At 67.9% G+C, this 20,265-nt stretch carries 20 protein-coding genes and 1 pseudogene; 11 read left to right on the forward strand and 10 right to left on the reverse strand.

What is annotated here, in order from left to right:
• Positions 1 to 75: 75 nt before the first annotated feature.
• Positions 76 to 2,769, forward strand: coding sequence for a pyruvate dehydrogenase (acetyl-transferring), homodimeric type (gene aceE / locus AC1MEQ_RS11520; RefSeq protein WP_479790884.1), 2,694 nt, complete (start codon positions 76 to 78; stop codon positions 2,767 to 2,769).
• A 47-nt stretch (positions 2,770 to 2,816) separates the two neighbouring features.
• Here the strand turns inward: aceE and AC1MEQ_RS11525 are convergent, their stop codons facing one another.
• From AC1MEQ_RS11525 to AC1MEQ_RS11535, 3 genes are all read right to left on the reverse strand, one after another.
• Entirely contained in the window at positions 2,817 to 4,166 is a 1,350-nt protein-coding gene (locus tag AC1MEQ_RS11525; RefSeq protein ID WP_479790885.1) for a permease prefix domain 1-containing protein, read from the reverse strand.
• Entirely contained in the window at positions 4,166 to 4,528 is a 363-nt protein-coding gene (locus AC1MEQ_RS11530) for a PadR family transcriptional regulator (protein ID WP_479790886.1), read from the reverse strand. The genes AC1MEQ_RS11525 and AC1MEQ_RS11530 overlap by 1 nt, the downstream gene beginning before the upstream one ends.
• A 74-nt stretch (positions 4,529 to 4,602) precedes the next feature.
• Positions 4,603 to 4,794 carry a hypothetical protein gene (locus tag AC1MEQ_RS11535; protein WP_479790887.1) on the reverse strand — a complete coding sequence of 64 codons (192 nt, stop codon included), beginning with the start codon at positions 4,792 to 4,794 and terminating at the stop codon, positions 4,603 to 4,605.
• A gap of 270 nt (positions 4,795 to 5,064) precedes the next feature.
• Between AC1MEQ_RS11535 and uraD the strand changes: the two genes are divergently transcribed.
• The 4 genes from uraD to AC1MEQ_RS11555 all read left to right on the forward strand — a co-directional run bounded on the left by uraD (position 5,065) and on the right by AC1MEQ_RS11555 (position 8,624).
• On the forward strand, positions 5,065 to 5,562 hold the full coding sequence (gene uraD / locus AC1MEQ_RS11540; protein WP_479790888.1) for a 2-oxo-4-hydroxy-4-carboxy-5-ureidoimidazoline decarboxylase: 498 nt from the start codon (positions 5,065 to 5,067) through the stop codon (positions 5,560 to 5,562).
• Positions 5,563 to 5,636: 74 nt separating this feature from the next.
• Positions 5,637 to 5,990: a hydroxyisourate hydrolase gene (uraH, locus tag AC1MEQ_RS11545; RefSeq protein WP_479790889.1), complete on the forward strand. Its 354-nt coding sequence runs from the start codon at positions 5,637 to 5,639 to the stop codon at positions 5,988 to 5,990.
• A gap of 4 nt (positions 5,991 to 5,994) precedes the next feature.
• Positions 5,995 to 6,933: a factor-independent urate hydroxylase gene (gene pucL / locus AC1MEQ_RS11550; RefSeq protein WP_479790890.1), complete on the forward strand. Its 939-nt coding sequence runs from the start codon at positions 5,995 to 5,997 to the stop codon at positions 6,931 to 6,933.
• Between the two features lie 74 nt (positions 6,934 to 7,007).
• The gene (locus AC1MEQ_RS11555) at positions 7,008 to 8,624 is read left to right on the forward strand and encodes a nucleobase:cation symporter-2 family protein (protein WP_479790891.1); all 1,617 of its coding nucleotides are present in this window, start codon (positions 7,008 to 7,010) and stop codon (positions 8,622 to 8,624) included.
• A gap of 98 nt (positions 8,625 to 8,722) precedes the next feature.
• On the opposite strand, the gene AC1MEQ_RS11560 is transcribed toward AC1MEQ_RS11555, so the two are convergent.
• Positions 8,723 to 9,484 (reverse strand): IclR family transcriptional regulator, encoded by a 762-nt coding sequence (locus tag AC1MEQ_RS11560; RefSeq protein ID WP_479790892.1) that lies wholly within the window; start codon positions 9,482 to 9,484, stop codon positions 8,723 to 8,725.
• A gap of 240 nt (positions 9,485 to 9,724) precedes the next feature.
• On the opposite strand from AC1MEQ_RS11560, the gene AC1MEQ_RS11565 reads away from it, so the two are divergent.
• The 4 genes from AC1MEQ_RS11565 to AC1MEQ_RS11580 are packed head-to-tail and all read left to right on the forward strand — an operon-like array spanning position 9,725 to position 14,859.
• Positions 9,725 to 11,116 (forward strand): NAD-dependent malic enzyme, encoded by a 1,392-nt coding sequence (locus AC1MEQ_RS11565; RefSeq protein WP_479790893.1) that lies wholly within the window; start codon positions 9,725 to 9,727, stop codon positions 11,114 to 11,116.
• A gap of 11 nt (positions 11,117 to 11,127) precedes the next feature.
• A complete protein-coding gene (gene aceB / locus AC1MEQ_RS11570) occupies positions 11,128 to 12,753 on the forward strand; it encodes a malate synthase A (RefSeq protein ID WP_479790894.1) in 1,626 nt (541 codons plus the stop codon).
• The gene (locus AC1MEQ_RS11575) at positions 12,750 to 14,021 is read left to right on the forward strand and encodes a DUF6986 family protein (RefSeq protein ID WP_479790895.1); all 1,272 of its coding nucleotides are present in this window, start codon (positions 12,750 to 12,752) and stop codon (positions 14,019 to 14,021) included. The genes aceB and AC1MEQ_RS11575 overlap by 4 nt, the downstream gene beginning before the upstream one ends.
• Positions 14,014 to 14,859, forward strand: a complete 846-nt coding sequence (locus AC1MEQ_RS11580) for a bifunctional allantoicase/(S)-ureidoglycine aminohydrolase (protein WP_479790897.1) — start codon at positions 14,014 to 14,016, stop codon at positions 14,857 to 14,859. The genes AC1MEQ_RS11575 and AC1MEQ_RS11580 overlap by 8 nt, the downstream gene beginning before the upstream one ends.
• Before the next feature lie 80 nt (positions 14,860 to 14,939).
• On the opposite strand, the gene AC1MEQ_RS11585 is transcribed toward AC1MEQ_RS11580, so the two are convergent.
• From AC1MEQ_RS11585 to AC1MEQ_RS11595, 3 genes are all read right to left on the reverse strand, one after another.
• Complete coding sequence (locus tag AC1MEQ_RS11585; RefSeq protein ID WP_479790899.1) at positions 14,940 to 15,278, reverse strand: hypothetical protein; 339 nt, start codon at positions 15,276 to 15,278, stop codon at positions 14,940 to 14,942.
• Entirely contained in the window at positions 15,275 to 15,655 is a 381-nt protein-coding gene (locus AC1MEQ_RS11590; RefSeq protein WP_479790901.1) for a type II toxin-antitoxin system Phd/YefM family antitoxin, read from the reverse strand. Before AC1MEQ_RS11590 ends, AC1MEQ_RS11585 begins: the two co-directional genes overlap by 4 nt.
• A gap of 181 nt (positions 15,656 to 15,836) precedes the next feature.
• Complete coding sequence (locus tag AC1MEQ_RS11595; protein WP_479790903.1) at positions 15,837 to 16,526, reverse strand: maleylpyruvate isomerase family mycothiol-dependent enzyme; 690 nt, start codon at positions 16,524 to 16,526, stop codon at positions 15,837 to 15,839.
• 220 nt (positions 16,527 to 16,746) lie between these two features.
• Here AC1MEQ_RS11595 and AC1MEQ_RS11600 point away from each other — a divergent pair.
• A pseudogene (locus AC1MEQ_RS11600) lies at positions 16,747 to 16,941 on the forward strand ((S)-ureidoglycine aminohydrolase); the annotation flags it as partial.
• A 153-nt stretch (positions 16,942 to 17,094) separates the two neighbouring features.
• Here the strand turns inward: AC1MEQ_RS11600 and AC1MEQ_RS11605 are convergent.
• On the reverse strand, positions 17,095 to 17,793 hold the full coding sequence (locus AC1MEQ_RS11605) for a maleylpyruvate isomerase family mycothiol-dependent enzyme (RefSeq protein WP_479790905.1): 699 nt from the start codon (positions 17,791 to 17,793) through the stop codon (positions 17,095 to 17,097).
• Positions 17,794 to 17,900: 107 nt separating this feature from the next.
• On the reverse strand, positions 17,901 to 19,082 hold the full coding sequence (locus AC1MEQ_RS11610) for an MFS transporter (RefSeq protein WP_479790907.1): 1,182 nt from the start codon (positions 19,080 to 19,082) through the stop codon (positions 17,901 to 17,903).
• 37 nt (positions 19,083 to 19,119) lie between these two features.
• Here AC1MEQ_RS11610 and AC1MEQ_RS11615 point away from each other — a divergent pair, with 37 nt between their 5' ends.
• Positions 19,120 to 19,719 (forward strand): TetR/AcrR family transcriptional regulator, encoded by a 600-nt coding sequence (locus AC1MEQ_RS11615; RefSeq protein WP_479790909.1) that lies wholly within the window; start codon positions 19,120 to 19,122, stop codon positions 19,717 to 19,719.
• Between the two features lie 45 nt (positions 19,720 to 19,764).
• Here AC1MEQ_RS11615 and AC1MEQ_RS11620 read toward each other — a convergent pair whose 3' ends face one another.
• Positions 19,765 to 20,169, reverse strand: a complete 405-nt coding sequence (locus AC1MEQ_RS11620) for a VOC family protein (RefSeq protein WP_479790911.1) — start codon at positions 20,167 to 20,169, stop codon at positions 19,765 to 19,767.
• Positions 20,170 to 20,265: the final 96 nt, after the last annotated feature.

Genomic DNA, 20,265 nt, shown 5'->3' on the forward strand with positions numbered 1-20,265 from the left:
ATTCCACATCGTGATAGTTTACGTCATGTTGACCGTGGACCCTCGACGGGCCCCCGCCGCTGCAGAGAGGCACGCATGAGCATCATCGACGATTCCCCCACCCTGGCCGCCCCCGACCCCGAGGAGACCGCCGAATGGATCGAATCCCTTGACGGGCTCGTCCGCCACCGGGGGACGCGACAGGCCGGCGAGATCCTGCGCAGCCTCTGGGACCGTGCCTCCACCCACAGCGTCGATGTCCCGCGACCCCAGACCACTGATTATGTGAATACGATTCCGGTGGACCAGGAACCCGAGTTCCCGGGCAACGAGGAGATCGAGCGCCGGTACCGGGCCTGGATGCGCTGGAACGCGGCGATCATGGTCCACCGCGGCCAGCACCCTGACATCGGGGTCGGCGGACACATCTCCACCTACGCCGGTGCCGCGACGTTGTACGAGGTCGGGTTCAACCACTTCTTCCGCGGCAAGGACCACCCCGGCGGCGGTGACCAGGTCTTCTTCCAGGGCCACGCCTCCCCCGGCATGTACGCCCGCGCCTTCATGGAAGGCCGCCTGAGCGAGATCGACCTCGACGGGTTCCGGCAGGAGAAGTCCAAGGCCGGCCACGCCCTGCCGTCCTACCCACACCCGCGCTCGATGCCCGACTTCTGGGAATTCCCCACCGTGTCCATGGGCATCGGACCGGCCAACGCGATCTACCAGGCCCAGCTCAACCGCTACCTGGACAACCGCGGGATCAAGGACACCTCCGACCAGCACGTCTGGGCGTTCCTCGGCGACGGTGAAATGGACGAACCCGACTCGCGCGGCTTCCTGCAGCTGGCCGCGAACGAGCAGCTGGACAACCTCACCTTCGTGATCAACTGCAACCTCCAGCGCCTCGACGGGCCGGTGCGTGGCAACGGGAAGATCATGCAGGAACTCGAGGCCTTCTTCCGCGGTGCCGGTTGGAACGTGATCAAGGTCGTCTGGGGCCGGGAGTGGGATGAGCTGCTGGACAAGGACGACGACGGGTCCCTGGTGGACATCATGAACCAGACCCCCGACGGGGACTACCAGACCTACAAGGCCGAATCCGGTGGGTTCGTGCGCGAGCACTTCTTCGGCAAGTCCCCGCAGACCAAGGAAATGGTCGCTGACCTGAATGACGCGCAGATCTGGAACCTCAAGCGCGGCGGGCATGACTACCACAAGATGTATGCCGCCTACAAGGCTGCCACCGAGTTCAAGGGCAAGCCCACGGTCATCCTGACCAAGACCGTCAAGGGCTACGGGCTGGGCCCGCACTTCGAGGGCCGCAACGCGACCCACCAGATGAAGAAGCTGACCCTGGAGGACCTCAAGGCCTTCCGCGACCACCTGCGCATCCCGATCAGCGACGAACAGCTCGAGGCCGACCCGTATTCCCCGCCGTACTACCACCCCGGTGCCGATGCCCCGGAGATCAAGTACATGATGGAACGCCGTGCCGCCCTGGGCGGGTCGGTTCCGGAACGCCGGACGAAGCACCAACCGCTGCACCTGCCCGACGACAAGGCCTACGAGGTCGCCAAACGTGGATCCGGCAAGCAACAAGCCGCGACCACCATGGCCTTCGTCCGCCTGCTCAAGGACCTCATGCGCGACAAGGAATTCGGCCGGAGGATCGTGCCCATCGTCCCGGATGAATCCAGGACGTTCGGGATGGATGCCTTCTTCCCGAGCGCCAAGATCTACAACCCCGGCGGCCAGTCGTATTTGTCCGTCGACCGGGAGCTGGTGCTCGCCTACAAGGAGTCGGCGCAGGGCCAACTCATCCATCCGGGGATCAATGAAGCGGGCGCCGTTTCGATGTTCACCGCGGCCGGGACGGCCTATGCGACCCAGGGCGAACCGCTCATCCCCGTCTATGTCTTCTATTCGATGTTCGGGTTCCAGCGCACCGGCGACTATTTCTGGGCGGCGGGGGACCAGATGGCCCGCGGGTTCGTCATCGGCGCCACCGCCGGGCGCACCACGCTCACCGGCGAGGGCCTGCAGCACGCCGACGGCCACTCCCCGATGCTCGCGGCGACGAACCCGGCAGTGGTCACCTACGACCCTGCCTACGGGTACGAGATCGGCCACATCATCAAGGACGGCCTGCGGCGCATGTATGGGGGCGAACACGCCGACCCCAACGTCATGTACTACATCACCGTCTACAACGAGCCGATCCTCCAGCCCGCCGAACCGGCGGACCTGGACGTCGAGGGCCTGCTCAAGGGCATCTACCTTCTTGCCCCGGCTACCGTCGACGGACCGCGCACCCAGCTGCTGGCCTCCGGCGTCTCAGTCCCCTGGGCCCTGGAAGCCCAGAGGATCCTCGCCGAGGAATGGGGCGTCTCGGCCGACGTGTGGTCCGTCACCAGCTGGAACGAACTACGCCGCGACGGCGTCGCCGCCGAGCGCGAGGCCTTCCTGAACCCCGATGTGTCCGCGCGTCGTGCCTATGTCACCGAGAAGCTGGCCGGCGCCACCGGCCCGGTCGTCGCGGTGAGCGACTATGCCAGCCAGGTCCCGGACCAGATCCGGCAGTTCGTACCGAACGATTTCGCGACCCTGGGCGCCGACGGTTTCGGCTTCTCCGACACGCGCGCAGCAGCCCGCCGGTACTTCGCGATCGACGCGCACTCCGTCGTCGTGCGTGCCTTGCAGATGCTGGCCGCCCGTGGCGAGGTCGACGCGGAGGCGCCCCGTCAGGCCTTCGAAAGGTACCAGCTGGCGGACGTCAACGCGGTGCGGTGAGCGGTCCGGGGGTGCCGACCTGGCGCCCCCGCCCGCTGTCTTGCGTGTTAGGTGAAGGCGAAGACGGGTGGGAAGACGGCAACCACGAGCAGCGCCCACGCGCCGTAGGCCGGCAGGTACCTGGTCTGCCAGCGTTCCAGTTCTGGGAATGCGCGCCGCCGACGCAGGAATCCAAAGCCAAGCCAGGCCGACCGGAGCAGGTGGACCAGCAGCAACAGGTTCAGGCCCACGGCGGCGATCTTGTTCGGGCTGGTGCCGAATTCGGCGATGCGGGTGAGCATGGCAACCAACATCACCGCGTCGACGGCAACGGCGGTCAGGACCAACACCAGCTGGAGCGCGTCGAACAGGCCCGGCGGTGCCAGGGAATCCCGCGCGGAGACCGCGTAGAGCAGCAGGCACAGGACCAGCACCAGGATGGCGTTCATCAGGATGAGCAGCTCGCGGTCGACGTCCACGAGTCCCCCGGAGACCGTGAGGGCCGCGAGCAGGGACAGCAGCATGAGCAGCGTCAGGGGCGTGAACACCTTGGTGAGCACCGGGGCGATGTTCTCCACGACATTCTGCTTGGCTTCCACGAGCCACGCAGCCACCACCAGCGCCCCCGGAACGGCAAAGGGCAGGATCCAGGCCTCCATGGCCGGTTCGAGGTCCACGTCCACCAATTGCAGGACCGCGAACGTAAGCCCGATCAGGACGGCGCCGCCCAGTGCCAGCAAAACGAAGTAGATCGCGAGTTCCCCGGTAAACCTCACGAAGTCCATTCGCCGCGCGTCGGAGCGCCACCGGCCGCCGGCGTAGACGGCCCCGGCCAGCATCCACAGGACCACCGGGGCGTGCAGAATGACCAACAGCTCGGTGGAACCACCGGCGACCACCGGATAGGCATTGAGTAGGACGGCCAGGGTGGCGAAGGCCAGCGCGATGATTCCCACGCTGCGCGCGCTCAGACGGCGCTTCCAGGCGAAGTAGGCGGCCGGGAACGGGACGACCAGCAGCCCGATGTTCCGGGCCAGCACCGATTCCTGGTCGAACAAGGAAGCCCCCGTCTTCACGGCAAGTCCGGCTCCGACCGCGAGCCCCAGGACCACGGCGAGCTCCCGCCAGGCCGGCGTGCTGGCGGATCCACGGTCCGCCGGTACGAGGACGAGCTGCTTCCACAGCCGGTCGGAGTGCTCGCGGGCGAATTCGCGGGAGACGGCATCCAGGTTGCCCATCCGCTTGATCGCGACGAGGAAGGACTCGTCATCGTCGAGCCCGCTGGATCGCCGGTCGGCGATTTCGCCGCGGAGATGGTCCTCGAGCTCGTCGAGGTCGGCCGGGGCAATGGCCTGGCGCCGCTGCACATAGGTGCGCCAGCGCTCGATCTGCGCCTCCAGCGGGGCGTGGGCGTCCATCAGGCCCATCCCGTGGCGGGGGCGGTTGATTGCCCTGTGGATCGCCAGGCTTGGCGCAGGGTACCGGCGACCACGGCCCACTGATGCTGCCGCTCGGCCAGTGCGGCCTCGCCGCTGCTGGTGATGGAGTAGTGCTTGCGGCGTCGGCCGGCGTCGGAGGTGCCCCACGACGCGGAGAGGTATCCGAGGCGTTCGAGTCGGTGGAGCAACGGGTAGAGCATGCCGTCGGTCCACTGCATGTCCCCCTCCGAGAGCTCACCGACGCGCTTGATGATCGCGTAGCCGTGCAGCTCCCCTTCCGAGAGGATCCCCAGAACCAGCGGGGTGGCCGCCGCGGCGACCAGGTCCTTGTCGATGTGCATGACGCCTCCATACCTAGAACTACTAGGTAGTGAAGCATAGCGGTGCTAGGTATGGCAATGCCGAGCGGGCGGGACTACCTCCGGCGGCCGGGGGTGAAGATCCGTGCCCAGATCCCGGGGTGCCGGGCGTCGCGGCGTGGGGGGAGCGCGAAATCGGGGTCGGCGCCGCCGACGGCGTAGAACGGCACGGTCGGATCGTGGGCCGGCCGGGGAGTCGGGGGCTGGCCTCCGGCCTCCGGGCGGGTGGCCTTGTCGAGAGTCGTCACGGTGCACATCCTGTCTCATTTTCTCGAAGTGCGGAAAAAGATTTTTGAGGTATGGAAACAGTGTGAGGCCTTGGTGTCGGCTAATCAAGGGGTCAGGCCCGAATGCATGAATCCTCCGGCGACCCTTGACAGCCGGGGTGTGAACTGGCTTACAGTATTCGCGGAAGCAAAATTCCACGATACAGAAGCATCGAATCAAGTTGGCGTCCGCGCCAATGGTCAAGGGTGTTCAGTGCCGCGACGACGCGGTCCGACTGAAAGAGCACCCCGATGGACCTGATGGACTTCAACCAGACGACCGCCGAGCAGGCCTCGGCCACAGTGCGCCCCTGCGTGGACATTGACCGGTGGGTCGACGCCGTCGTCTCCTGTCGCCCCTACGCAAGCGTGGACGAGCTGCTGGCTACCGCGCATTCCGCGGCCGCACCCTTCGAGCCCCACGAGGTCGACGCCGCGCTGGCGCACCATCCACGCATCGGCGAGCGTGCCGCCGGAAACACGGCCGAGGCCACGCTGAGCCACGGCGAGCAGTCGGGGCTGGGCATCGACGCCGACATCACCGAACGTCTCGCCGCAGCCAATGCCGCCTATGAATCCCGCTTCAACCGCGTCTTCCTCATCCGTGCGGCCGGCAGGACCTCGGCCGAGATCCTCGCGGAGATCGACCGGCGCCTGGAGAACACTCCGGAGCGCGAAACGCAGGAAGCCGCCACCCAGCTACGCGAAATCGCCCTGCTGCGCCTGCGAGGCCTCCTCTCGCCCGGCTGAGCAGCACCGCCGTCGTGCCTTGTTCTTCCCCGCGGCGGGCGCCGCGACCCACGCCACCACCCCAGGAGCAGCAGATGAATGCACCGCAGCATCGCAGCCACATCACCACCCATGTACTCGACACCGGGACCGGGAGGCCCGCCTCCGGTGTCAGGACCACGCTGGAGGCCAAGACGGCCACCGGCTGGCAGGAACTCGGATCAGGCACCACCGACGGCGATGGCCGGATCGGCGGCCTGGGCCCGACACAGGTTGAACCAGGCCACTACCGGATCACCTTCGACACCGGGGCCTATTTCGGGAAGAAGGGCACGGAAACCTTCTTCCCCGAGGTCGTACTCGGCTTCAGCGTCGCCGATCCCACCGAGCACTACCACGTACCTCTGCTCATCAGCCCGTTTGCATATTCCACCTACCGAGGGAGCTAGAACCATGACCGCCACCGCAGCCGATACCGGCACGACCACGAACCAGGGAACCAAGATCGTGTTGGCCAAGAACCAGTACGGCAAGGCCGAGGTCCGCCTGGTGAAGATCACCCGCGACACCGCACGCCACCAGATCGAGGACCTCAACGTCACCTCGCAACTACACGGCGACTTCGAGGCCGCCCACACCGAGGGCGACAACGCCCACGTGGTGGCCACCGACACCCAGAAGAACACCGTCTACGGACTCGCCCGCGACGGCGTCGGTTCCCCCGAGGAGTTCCTGGTCCGCCTGGGCAAGCACTTCACCGGCAACTTCGACTGGGTCACCGGTGGCCGCTGGGCCGCCGAGCAATACACCTGGGACCGCATCGAGGACCACGACCATGCCTTCTCACGCAACATGAGCGAGGTCCGCACCGCGGTCCTGGAGATCGCCGACGGGCGCCAGGAGATCCTCGGCGGCCTCAGCGGGCTGACCGTGCTGAAGTCCACCGGCAGCGAGTTCCACGGCTTCCCGCGTGACCAGTACACGACCCTGCAGGAGACCTCCGAGCGGATCCTGGCCACCGACGTCAACGCCCGCTGGCGCTACAACGCCAACGCCGTCGCCGCCGGGGACCTGGACTACAACGCGCTCTACGCCTCGGTGCGCACCCAGCTGCTCCGCGGATTCGCGCAGACCCACTCGCTGGCCCTGCAGCAGACGATGTTCGAGATGGGCCGGCTGGTCCTGGAGGCGCATCCGGAGATCGAGGAGATCCGGATGTCCCTTCCGAACAAGCACCACTTCCTGGTGGACCTGGAGCCGTTCGGGCAGGACAACCCGCATGAGGTGTTCTTCGCCGCCGACCGCCCCTACGGACTGATCGAGGCGACCATCCAGCGCGAGGGCGTAGCGCCGACCCATCCGATCTGGGAGAACGCCGCAGGCTTCTGCTAGGCAGGACCCCCGGGGCGCCCGCGCGAGAGCGCGGGCGCCCCCTTTCCCCCCACCGTCCCTTGAGGAGGTCTGCCGTGAAGGCTGCACAACGTCGAACCCGTCGAACCACCGGCACCCCGCCACGTCCCGAGGACGAGCGCCTCCCGTGGGGCAAGACCCTGGCCTACGGGTTCCAGCATGTCCTGACCATGTATGGCGGCATCATCGCCCCGCCGCTGATCATCGGAGCCGCGGCGGGCCTGGACACTGCAGACCAGGCGATGCTGGTGGCCTGTTGCCTGTTTGTCGGAGGGCTGGCCACCATCCTGCAAACGCTGGGGATCCCGTTCTTCGGTGCCCAGCTCCCGCTGATCCAGGGGACCTCGTTCGCCTCGGTGGCCACCCTGGTGGCCATCGTCAACGGCGACGGCGGAATCCAGGCCGTGTTCGGCTCCGTCCTGGCCGCCGCCGTCATCGGATTCCTGCTCGCCCCGTTCTTCGCCCGGATCGTCCGCTTCTTCCCGCCGGTGGTCACCGGGATCGTCATCACCATGATCGGCCTGTCCCTGACCCCGGTGGCCGCCAGCTGGGCCATGGGCGGTGACGAAAAGGCCGACGGGTACGGGGGACTGGCGAACATCGGGCTGGCCGCCTTCACGCTCGTGCTGGTGCTGCTGCTGAGCAAGGTCGGCAACGCCGCGATCTCCCGCCTGTCCATCCTGCTGGCGATCGTCATCGGGACGCTCGTCGCCTGGGCTTTGGGCACGGCCGACTTCTCCGCCGTGGGCCACGGTCCAATCTTCGCCCTGCCCCAACCGCTGGCGTTCGGGGCGCCCGTCTTCGAGATTGGCGGCATCATCTCCATGACGATCGTCGTGATGGTCATCCTCACCGAGACGACTGCCGACATCCTGGCCATCGGCGAGATCACGGGAAGCAAGGTCGACAAGAAGCGCATTGCCAACGGATTGCGCGCCGACATGGTCTCCAGCATCGCCGCACCGTTCCTGAACACGTTCACGCAGAGCGCCTTTGCCCAGAATGTGGGCCTGGTGGCCATCACCGGCATCAAGAGCCGCTTCGTGGTCACCGCGGGCGGCGGCATCCTCGTGGTGTTGGGCCTGCTGCCGATCCTGGGCAGGGTCGTCGCCGCCGTGCCGACGCCAGTGCTCGGGGGCGCAGGCATCGTGTTGTTCGGCACCGTCGCGGCCAGCGGCATCCGCACCCTGTCCAAGGTCAAGTACGACCAGGGCATGAACATGATCATCGTTTCCGCGTCGTTGGCCTTCGGCATGGTCCCGATCGTCATGCCCGAGTTCTACTCCGGGTTCCCCGGGTGGCTCTCGACGATCCTGCACTCCGGCATCAGCTCCGCCGCCATCATGGCCGTTGCCCTGAACCTGCTCTTCAATGAACTGAAATTCGGCAATCCGAAGAAGGACGCCTCGGTTTTCGTGGCCTCGCCGCCACGGATGGTGCGCCGGGACCAGCTGTTGGGGTTGCGCGACGGGGACCGTCTCGACGACGGCAAGGTCGTCGACGTCGATGGCGAGGAGGTCCCGGTGGTCACCTCCGAGCAGTACACCGTGGCCCTGGCCGAACACGTCAAGGCCTGCGAGGCGGCAGGCGTCCGTGCCGAACTGCCCGATGGCCTCGAGCCCGCCGGCGTCTTGCGGGCGGCGGAATCGGTCCCGCCTGCCCCGAGGGGCTGAACGGCACTCCCGCGGCCCCGAGGGGCTCCCGGATGCAGCGACCGGCTCCCCGGACTACCGGGGAGCCGTTCGCGTCGCCTGAACCAGCGCGGCGGCCTCTACTCCTGGGCTCCGGTCAGCGCCTCGGAGATGCTGCGGGTCGCCGCGGTCAGTGCGGGGATCGCCCGCTCGGCCAACGAGTCGTCCACCCGGGTGACGGGGCCGGAAATGGAGACCGCCATCGGAGTCGGGGCGCCGGGGACCGCCATGGCGAAGCACCGCACGCCCACTTCCTGTTCCTCCTCGTCCACGGCGAAGCCCACGCTGCGGATCTTCTCGATTTCATCGTGCAGGGCAGGCAACGAGGTGATCGCATTCGGGGTCGGTCCGGGCATGCCGGCCTGTCCGACGAGCCGATCGATGCGTGCATCGTCCAAGACCGAGAGGATGGCCTTGCCGGCTCCCGTGTTGTGTAGACCGGCCCGGCGCCCGACCTCGGTGAACATGCGCATGCTGTGGGGGGAGGGAGCCTGGCTGACGTAGGTGATCCTGTCGCCGTCGAGCACCGCCAGGTTGGCCGACTCGCCGAGTTGCTGCACCAGCTGGCGCAGCAACGGCGAAGCCACCGCACCGAGCTGGCGGTTCGCCACCTCGCCCAGGCGGATCAGGCGCGGCCCGAGGGCGTAGCGGCGGTTCGGCAGTTGGCGGACGTAGCCAATACCCACGAGCGTGCGCAGCAATCGATGGATTGTCGGCAACGGCAGTGGCGTCTCCTGGGACAGCTCGCTCAGGGTGCATTCCCCACCGGCCCGTGCAATGAGTTCAAGCAGCTCGAAGGCGCGCTCGACGGACTGGACGCCGTTGGCGGGTTTGGCAGGCATGGGGTCTCCTGGGTTTGGACGACGACGGCGATCGTCGGCGGTTGGTGAAGAGGCAATTGCTCGCCACACTACCGGAATCGGGGAAGGCTTTTCCGTCAGGCGAGAAGACCGGACGGAAAATAGTCCCAATTTCTTGTCTGGAATGGTTGCATTTCCATTCCTCAAATAATAATGTCCACTATACGGAAACAAATTTTCACGACGACGGTCTGTCGTTCATCGAGCAACAGGAGGAATCGCATGGCGAGTCCCAGCCCCGGGTATTCACTCACACTTCGCGTCGAGACGCCGGCGACATTCACGGCGACCAGCGAACTCGCCGCGGCCGTCGGCGCGGCCGGCGGATCCATCACGGCCCTGGATGTCACCGAATCGACCCACCTTTCCATGGTCGTGGACGTCAGCTGCAACACCACCGACGCAGCCCATGGGGAACGCGTCCGCGCCGCGCTTGATGCCCTCGAGGACGTCACGGTCCGCCAGGTCAGTGACCGCACCTTCCTGATGCATCTCGGCGGCAAACTCGAGGTCACCCCCAAGGTCCCGCTGCGCAACCGCGACGACCTCTCCCGTGCCTACACCCCCGGGGTCGCCCGGGTGTGCATGGCCATCGCCGAGAACCCCGCCGATGCCCGCCGCCTGACCATCAAGCGCAACACCATCGCCGTTGTCACCGACGGCTCCGCCGTCCTGGGCCTGGGCAACATCGGGCCCGAGGCGGCTCTGCCGGTCATGGAGGGCAAGGCCGCGCTGTTCAAGCAATTCGCCGGCGTCGACGCCTGGCCCGTCTGCCTGGCCACCCAGGACACCGACGAGATCGTGAACATCGTCAAGGCGATCGCCCCCGTCTACGGCGGCGTCAACCTGGAGGACATCGCCGCGCCCCGTTGCTTCGAAATCGAGGCCAGGCTGCGCGAGGAACTGGACATCCCCGTTTTCCACGACGACCAGCACGGCACGGCCATCGTGACCCTGGCCGCCCTGGAGAACGCGCTGAAGGTCGTGGGCAAGACCATGGACCAGGTCCGCATCGTCGTCTCCGGCGTCGGGGCCGCCGGCAACGCGATCATCCAGCTGCTGCTGGCCCGCGGTGCCACCCAGATCATCGCGTGCGGACGCAACGGTGCGATCTCCCGTGCCGACGCGCACGCCGAAGGCCACCGCGCCTGGCTCGCCGAGAACACCAACCCCGAGAACTTCAGCGGCACCCTCCACGAGGCCCTCGTCGGAAGCGACGTCTTCATCGGCGTCTCGGCCCCGGGGATCATCACCGGAGAGCACGTCGCCACCATGGCCGACGACGCCATCGTCTTCGCCATGGCCAACCCCGACCCCGAGGTCGATCCGGTCGAAGCCGGGCGCCATGCGGCCGTCGTGGCCACGGGCCGCAGCGACTTCCCCAACCAGATCAACAACGTCCTGGCGTTCCCGGGGTTCTTCCGCGGCCTGCTCGACGCAGGAGCCGTGGACATCATCCCGGAGATGCTGGTGGCCGCCGCCGAGGCCATCGCAGCCCGCGTCTCCCCGGAGGAACTGAACCCCGGATACATCATCCCGAGTGTCTTCGACCCGCACGTCGCCGCCGACGTCGCCGAGGCCGTTGCCACCGCCGCCCGTACCAGCACGAAGTAAGGACAGCCACCATGAGCATCAGCCTGACCCACACACCCCACGTCGCCGGAGCCGATGACATTCTTACCGACGAGGCGCTGGCCTTCGTGGAAAAGCTGCACCAGCGCTTCACCGGGACCCGTGACGCACTGCTGGCCGCCCGGGCCTCCAGCCGCCGGGCAGCCTCGGCCAGCGGGACCATGGACTTCCTCCCCGACACCGCCGACGTGCGCGCCGGGGACTGGAGGGTCGCCGAGGCCCCGGAGCAGCTGCGCGACCGCCGCGTGGAGATCACCGGCCCGGCCAGCCCGGCCAAGATGGCGATCAACGCCTTGAACTCCGGCGCCAAGGTCTGGCTGGCCGACCTCGAGGACGCTTCCACGCCCACTTGGCACAACGTGGTCGATGCGCTGGCCAACCTGGGGGCTGCCGCACGCGGCACGCTGTCGTTCCGGTCCCCGGAGGGCAAGGAATACACGCTGCGCCAGGACGCGCCGCTGGCCACCGTCGTCGTGCGGCCCCGCGGCTGGCACCTGCCCGAGGCTAACCTGATCATTGACGGCAAACCCGCCGTCGGCGCACTGGTGGACTTCGGCCTGCATTTCTTCCACAACGCCGCCCACCTGGCCGCCTCCGGCGACGGCCCCTTCTACTACCTGCCAAAGATGGAATCCCACCTCGAGGCCCGGTTGTGGAACGACGTGTTCACCTTCGCGCAGAACGAACTGGGCATCCCGCACGGCACGGTCCGTGCGACGGTGCTCATCGAGACCATTCCGGCCGCCTTCGAGATGGATGAGATCCTTTACGAACTGCGCGATCACGCTTCCGGCCTCAATGCGGGCCGCTGGGACTACCTGTTCAGCATGATCAAGTACTTCCGTGAGGCCGGGCCGAAGTTCATCATGCCCGACCGCGCCGACGTGGCCATGACCGCCCCCATGATGCGCGCCTACACCGACCTGCTGGTCGCCACCTGCCATAAGCGGGGGGCGTTCGCCATGGGCGGCATGGCCGCGGTCATCCCCAACCGACGCGAACCCGAGGTCACCGCCGCGGCTTTCGCGAAGGTCCACGCCGACAAGGCCCGCGAGGCCGGCGACGGATTCGACGGCTCCTGGGTCGCCCACCCGGACCTGGTTGAGGTCTGCGAGGAGGAATTCAACGCGGTGCTGGGCGAGAAGCCCAACCAGCTGGAGAGGCAGCGCCCCGGGGTCGAGGTCACCTCGGCGATGCTGCTGGACGTCGAGTCGGCGCCCGGTGCGGTCACGGAGGCCGGGGTGCACGCCAACCTGTACGTCGCCGTCGCCTACACCGCAGTGTGGCTCTCCGGCAACGGCGCGGTGGCCATCCACAACCTGATGGAGGACGCGGCCACGGCGGAGATATCCCGCTCCCAGGTGTGGCAGCAAATCCGCAACCAGGTCGTCGCCGAGGACACCGGCAACACGATCACCGCCGAGCTGGCCGCCTCCATCCTGGCCGAGGAGGTCGAGCGGCTGCGCGGCGAGGTCGACAACGCGGAGACCTTCTCCAGCTACTACCAGCCCGCCGCCGAGCTCATCGGCCGGCTGGTCAGCGGCCGCGAGGAGGACTTTGAGGACTTCCTGACGCTGCCGGCCTATCGACTGCTCTCCACCGAACTGGCAAAGAAATGAGTACCGGGACCGTGCTCGACGAGGGGGCCCGCTCCGCCGTGGAGGTTCGGCTGGCCGCCACCGACCGGCTGCTCGCCCGCGCCTACCCCGGCCCATCCCCGGCCCGCCAGCCGATCCACACCGCCTACGTCCCCGCCGACGTCTTCACCGCGGACCTGGCCGCCGACTGGGGGCGGCAGGCACTGGCCGCGGCCGAGGCTACCGGCGGTATTTCCGCCCTGGCCCGCGAGATCGGCGTCGAGGTCTCCGCGGACCTTGTGGAGGCCAAACTCGCCGCCGAACCCATCGAGGACCTCCGCCTGGATTTCGAGGACGGATACGGCAACCGCCCCGACGCCGAGGAGGACGCCGACGCCGCCCGCGCCGCCCACGCGGTCAACCAGGCCGTCGCCGCCGGAACCGCACCACCCTTCATCGGCATCCGCTTCAAGTGCTTGGAGGCCTCGACCCGGGCCCGCGGCCTGCGCACCCTGGACCTGTTCCTCGGCGCCCTGATGGAAAGCGGTGGACTGCCCGACGGGTTGGTCCTGACGCTGCCCAAGGTCAGCACCGTCGCCCAGGTCGAGGCCATGGTCTACGTCTGCGAACGCCTTGAGGCCGCCCACCAGCTCCCGCCCCGGCGGCTGCGCTTCGAGGTGCAAATGGAGACACCGCAGCTGATCCTCGGGGCCGACGGGACGGTGCCCTGCGCGCAGGTCATCCATGCCGGCGCCGGACGCGTGAGCTCCCTGCACTACGGGACCTACGACTACTCGGCCTCCCTGGGGATCGCCGCTGCCTACCAGTCCATGGAGCACCCGGCGGCCGACTATGCCAAGTCCGTCATGCAGGTCGCCGTCGCCGGTACCGGCGTCCACCTCTCCGACGGGTCCACGAACATCCTGCCGGTCGGCGACCCGGAGCACGCGCTGGAGGCCTGGAAGCTGCACGCACGGCTGGTGCGCCGGCACCTTGAACGCGGGATCTACCAGGGCTGGGACCTTCATCCGGCCCAGCTGCCAACCCGCTACCTGGCGACCTATGCGTTCTACCGTGACGGGTTCGCCGCCGCCGCGGCGCGCCTGCGCAACTACGTGCACCGGATCGAGTCCTCGATCATGGACGAGCCGGCGACCGCGAAGGCGCTCGCCGGCTTCATCCACCGCGGGCTGGCCTGTGGCGCCCTGACGGCGGCCGAGGTCGAGTCCGCCGTGGAGATCGGCAGCGAGCAGCTGCGTACCCTGGCCCTCGGCCGCCCCACGCAACCAGCAAAGGAATCCCATGTCTGAGACCAGCATTGCCCGCGCCACCACCGCGTCGCCGTCGTACTCCGGAGCCCAGGGCGGGCATCCGCCGCAGACGGACCTGCTCACCGACCGGGCCGTTGTCACCGAGGCCTACACCGTCATCCCGCGCGGGGTCCTGCGCGACATCGTCACCTCGGTGCTGCCCGAATGGACCGGAACCCGCGCCTGGGTGCTCAACCGCCCGGTTGCCGGCGGCGCCACCACGTTCTCCCAGACGATCATGGAGGTCGCAGCGGGCGGCGGCTCCGAACACCCCGAACCACAGCCGGAGGTCGAGGGCTTCGTCTTCGTCATGGAGGGCGAGCTCAAGCTCGTCATCGACGGCGAACGGCACGTCCTCACCCCGGGCGGCTTCGCCTTCGTTCCCGCGGGCACCCTGTGGAGTGCGCAGAACGACGGCGTCGATCCCACCCAGTTCCACTGGATCCGCAAGCGCTACCAGCCGCTCGCCGGGCACACCGCCCGCCCGGTGGTCGGCAACGAACGCGACCTCGCCCCCGGGGCCATGCCCGGTACCGACAACAAATGGCGCACCACCCGCATGCTGGACCCGCAGGACCTGGCGTTCGACATGCACGTCAACATCGTCACATTCGAACCCGGCGCCTCGATCCCGTTCGCCGAGACCCACGTGATGGAACACGGGCTCTACGTGCTCGAGGGCAAGGCGGTCTACCGCCTCAATGCCGACTGGGTCGAGGTCCAGGCCGGAGACTACATGTCACTGCGCGCCTTCTGCCCGCAGGCCTGCTATGCCGGCGGGCCGTCCAACTTCCGCTACCTGCTCTACAAGGACGTCAACCGCCAGGTCGTCCTCTAGGCGCTCCTCCGGACACTGCACATCGGCGGAACTGAAGCAGCCGGGCCACCTCCTGTCGGGGGTGCCCGGCTGTCTTGCTGCTATTTTGTCGCGTTCGGGTGATGAGTGTGAATGTCGATGAGGACGACCTCGCGCGCTTCGACGTAGAACCAGGTCCTCGCCCCGTTGCGCAACTCATACTGCCGACGACGGTGAGCCGAGCCCTGGTGCATGACCCATTCGAGGTCGCCCTTCAGCCCGTGGCAGGTGGTGTCGTCGGCCAGGGGACTCGATGCCAGCCGCTCCCATGCCTCCACTATCGCGTTGCGTTGAACGGCGAGCAGGTCCCGCCAGGCCTTGTTGGCGTTGGAGGTCCCAAAGAATATCTTGTATTCGTTTTTCCTGAGCGGCCGCGGGACGGCATCGCCCTTGGGGGTCACGCGACGTCCCGGGGATCCTGGACGGTTACGGGGGTGTCGAGCCAGTCGAGGTCCTCGTCGGGCGTATAGCCGGCAGCCAGCGCTTCCGCCGTGGCCTTCCATTCAGACAGGACAACGAAGAGCCGGTCGTAGTTCGCGATGGACGCGCAGGCGCGGGATATTTGGACGAGCTCCCGGGCAAAGGCCTCGCGTTGGTCATCCGGCAGGAAAGTGGACCACGGGAAGGGGTCGATCAGGCGCTCGGAGAAACTGGTGTCACTGGAGGCGATGGAAACCGAAACCAGTCGAGATACGAGTTCAAGCGCCTCGTGCTCACGTTCCACGAGGCTGGAACGCAGGAGTGTCAGGGATTCTCCGTCCCGGCGGGTGATGGTCACGGGACCGTCGTCAGCCGCACGGAAGACCTCGGCAGGGTTCCGTGACAGGTCAGACGAGCTCGCCGACCGGTCGCCTAATGCGTGGGTTATCATTCACTCATTATTCTGAATGTGTTCAGAAAATACAAGAGGATGGGTGTCGCCGCACCGTGACCTGAGGTTTCCGGGTGCGCGTCTGAGCTCACCAGGACGGCAGCTGGGGCAATTCACCCTCGGTTTGCACGTGGTCGGCCTGGCTTCGGGCCAGCCAGGCGAGCAGGCCGTCGCGGTCGGACTCCACGCGGACCGCATCGTCGCCGATGACCCATTCGTCGCCTTCTTCGCTCACCAGGGTCATGCCCGGGGCCTTCTTGGCCCGCATGGTCCGCACTGCTGCCTCGACGCCTGAGAGCTGGGCGTCCAGGTCGGCCTCCTCGAGGGTCCATGCGGTGTCCGGGTCGTGGTGGTGCGCGATGACCTCGGAGATGCGCAGGGCCAGGATGGAGGTGGCGGGGATCTGCATTCCGTGCAGGTGCACCTCGTCGACGGCGAGGTCGCCGGTCAGTCGCCGGGCCTGTTCGGCGAAGTATGCCGCGGAGGCCCGGAACCGGTCGACCAGCTGCTGGCGCGGAAGGCCTGCGATCTCTTCATCGCGGGCTTCCGGGGACGCGAAGAGCTGCTGCTTCTCGCAGGGGGCGGCCCAGCCGACGAGCCTGACCCAGGCGCGGTCGTTGGAGGACAAGTGGGCGAGGATGTCGGCCCGTATCCAGCCCTCGCAGAGGGTGGCAGCGGTCATTTCATCACCGGACAGGGACGCGACCGTCGCCAGCATCATGCCGGTTTCGCGGCTGAGGAGGGCCAGGTCCGAGTGGAGGCGGGCGGTATTGATCATGACGCCGCCTCATCCGGAGGCCGGCTGGCCCATGCCCCCTGACGGATCGATATCGAACGGGTACCGACCCATAGGCGGCGGGTTCCCGTGGGCGAACACTGCCTGCACCGGGCTCAGGTGCCACTGCGTCCATTCGGCGTCGCTGCGGAGGATTCAGAACCTGTTGCTCTCGTGGGCGGCGAGGAACACCACCCCGATCCGTCGGGCATCGACCGTGTGAACCCACGTGATGGAACACGGCCTCTACGTGCTGGAGGGCAAGGCCGTGTACCGCCTCAATGCCGACTGGGTCGAGGTCCAGGCCGGCGACTACATGTCACTGCGCGCCTTCTGCCCGCAGGCCTGCTATGCCGGCGGGCCGTCCAACTTCCGCTACCTGCTCTACAAGGACGTCAACCGCCAAGTCGTCCTGTAGGAACGCCCACGCACCATCCTCCGGACACTGCACGACGGCGGATCCAGGCTGCCGGGCACCTCCCGTGGGGAAGTGCCCGGCTGCCGCGCCATCTGCTCGTCTGGGGCCGTATAAGGAATTTCTTATACGAGGTTATCGGCCCTTATGCGCGCGTCACCACGACGGCAACACCGGCAATGGGCCGTCGGCGTCGACATGGTCGGCGTTGCCGCGGGCCAGCCAGGCGAGCAGGCCCTCGCGGTCGGAGTCCACGCGTACCGCGCCGTCGCCGATGACCCATTCATCCCCTTCCTCGGTCACCAGGGTCATTCCCGGTGCGTTCTTGGCCCGCATGGTCCGCACCGCGGCCTCGACGCCGTAGAGCTGCGCGTCCAAATCCGCTTCGTCGAGGGTCCAGGTGGTGTCCAGGTCGTGGTGGTGGATGACGACCTCGGCAATGCGCAGGGCCACGATGGAGGTGGCAGGGATCTGCTTGCCGTGCAGGTGCACCTCGTCGACCGCGAGTTCCCCGGTCAGCCGCTGGGCCTGCTCGGCGAAATACGTGGCGTTGTCCCGGAAGAGGTCGACCAGTTCCTTGCGGGGCAAGGCGGCGAGCTCGGAGATCTCCGCGTCGCGCGCCTCCCGGGAGGCATAGAGCTGCTGCTCCTCGCCGGTGGTCGCCCAGTCGACGAGCTTGACGAGGGCGCGCCCGTTGGAGGCCAGATGCGCGATGACATCCGCCCGGGTCCAGCCCTCGCACAACGAGGCAGCGGTCATTTCGTCGTCGGAGAGGGACTCGACCGTGGCCAGCATCATGCCGGTTTCGCGGCCGAGGAGCGATAGATCGGAACGGAGGCGGGCGGTGTTGATCATGGGGTCACACTACCGGGCGGCGGGGTGGCGTGGGCCACTGCGACGCATACATATCGAACGGGTACCAACCCAGACGCAGGGGGTCCGGAGCCCTCCGGGAAGCTGCTTCAGCGGCGGCCCAGCAGGGCCACCAGGCCACCCAGGACACACCATCCAGCGGCAACTGCAGCCAGCAGCACCGGGTCCAGGGCTTCCCGAACGACGCCGAAACCGGCTGAGCCCGCGGCCTGACCGGTCGCCACGGCGATGAACAGGACCGAGGTTCCGGCACCCGGATGACGCGGCCACACCCGTCGCGCCCACAGGATGAGCACTCCGGTCAGACCCATGTAGCCGGCACCGAAGAGGGCCATGGCGGCGTAGGCCACCCAGGTGCCGCCCGGACCGACGGACCACGCCACCCCGGCACTGGCGAGGGCCAGCGCGCCCGCACAGGTGCCCCACGCGCCGCGGAGCCCGGCGCGTTCGACCAGCCTCCCGGTGAAGGCCCCGAGGAAGCCGCCCAGACCCAGTGCAATCCACAACCACCCGACCTGCTCGGGGTCCACGGTCCCTGATGTGGTGACCAGCAGGGGGCCGAAGGTCCAGGTCAATGCCGAACCGACCCCGGTGACGACTGCGGCTGCACCGGGGATGGCCACCGCCCTCCAGGCTCCGGCCGGCGGCGCGGGGGACGTCCCTGCCTCTGGTATCGGCCGGAGATCGCCGCGCGCCCGGAGCTGGAACCAGATGGCGGCCCAGGCCGCCGCGCACACCAGCGCCATGAACAGCCAGGCCGGGCCGATGGCGCTGGCCCCGAAGGCCACCAATCCCGCGCCGATGACGCCGATGGCGGTGCCCGTATTCACCAGCGATTGCGCGGTGGCTGCTGACTCGGGTGCGACCATGGCGTCCAGGACCGGCACCAGCGCCGGGGAGGCGAAACCGCCGCCGAGCCCGGCAACGAGGACGGAGGCGATGTAGGCGGCCGGATCCGTTGCCGCCGCGATCCCCACGCAGCCCAGCGTCGCGGTGGCCCCGGCGAGGGCCAGTCCCCGCCGGGGGTGGTGGTCCGCCCAGCGGATGGACAGTGCTGCAGCCAGCGAATACGAGGTGAACTGGGCGGCAGCCGCCCAACCGAGCACCCCCACGAGTTCAGGCCGCTCCGCCGCCAGATACGGGGCAAACAGGCCGACCCCGAACCGGGCCATGCCATAGGTGGCGGCGATCAGGAGCATTCCGGCGACCGCCACGCCGAGCCCACTCCCCTTGGGCCGTGCCGCCGTTGGGGCGATCGTATCGCGTTGCATAACGACCGTTATACCATAACGTGCGTTATCCTTGAGCATGGCCAGCGCTCAGAACACCCGCGAACGCCTTCTTGACGCAGCCGAGGGGCTGTTCTTCCGGGAGGGCATCGCCGTCACCGGCGTGGACCGGGTCGCCGAAGCGGCCGGCGTGGCCATCGTGACGCTGTACAAGCACTTCGGTTCCAAGGACAACCTCCTGCATGAGGTGCTCGCCCGTCGTTTGGAGGCATGGACCCGGCACTGGGATGCAGCGCTCGCCGCTGCCGCCACTCCCGGCGAACGCCTGCTGTCGGTCTTCGATGCCATCAAGTCGTTCCGGGCAGTGGCCGGCGAAACCCAGTGGTGCTGCTTCCTGGCCACCGCCTCCGAGCGGGCGGTCCCCGATGCCGGGGCCGGCGATCCGGTGTTCGCGCTCATCCAACAGGACACCCGGCTGGTGGCCGGGCGGCTCGGGAACCTGGCCCGTGAAGCACTTTGCGCCGATCCGGAGGGTGTCGCCGCGTCGATCCTGCTGCTCTACAACGGGGTGCTCAGCAGCCTGCTGCGGGGGGAGCCGGCTGAGCCCGTGGCCCATGCCCGCGCCGTGGCGCGGGCCGTCATCGACGCCTCGCCCATGGAACCCGCGTCCGGCGCGTAGCCCACGGTCCACGCAGGTGGCACCGGTAGCGGAAAGGTTGAAGGCCTAGATGGGGTGCGGCTGCCCCTGGACCCGTTCGGCGGCGCTGCGTAGGATGCAGAACTCGTTCCCCTCTGGATCGGCGAGGACGACCCACCCCGTTCCGTTGGCCATCCTCCGGTCGTCGACCGTGCGGGCGCCCAGTTCGTGCAAGCGCGCCAGCTCCTGGTCCCGGGTGCCCTCGGCGGGGACGAGGTCCAGGTGCAGACGGTTCTTGACCAGTTTCGGTTCGGGGACCTCGATGAACAGCAGCCGCTGCGTGCCGTCGGGGGAGAAGATCATGCACTCCTCGTCGCCCGGCCCGTCGGGGTTGTCGGCGTCGGGGGCGAAGCCGAGGACCTCCGCCCAGAAGAGGGACAACGAGTAGGCGTCACGGCAGTCGAACGATGTATGCGATATCAGGGAGGTCATGCCGGTCATGCTGCAGCGCCGGGGCTGGCTGGTCAACCGCGCCAGTCGATCGGGTCCGCCGGCCTACGGCTTGAGCCGCTCCTGGAGGATCCGGGC

Source organism: Arthrobacter sp. ASL1 (assembly GCF_056680475.1).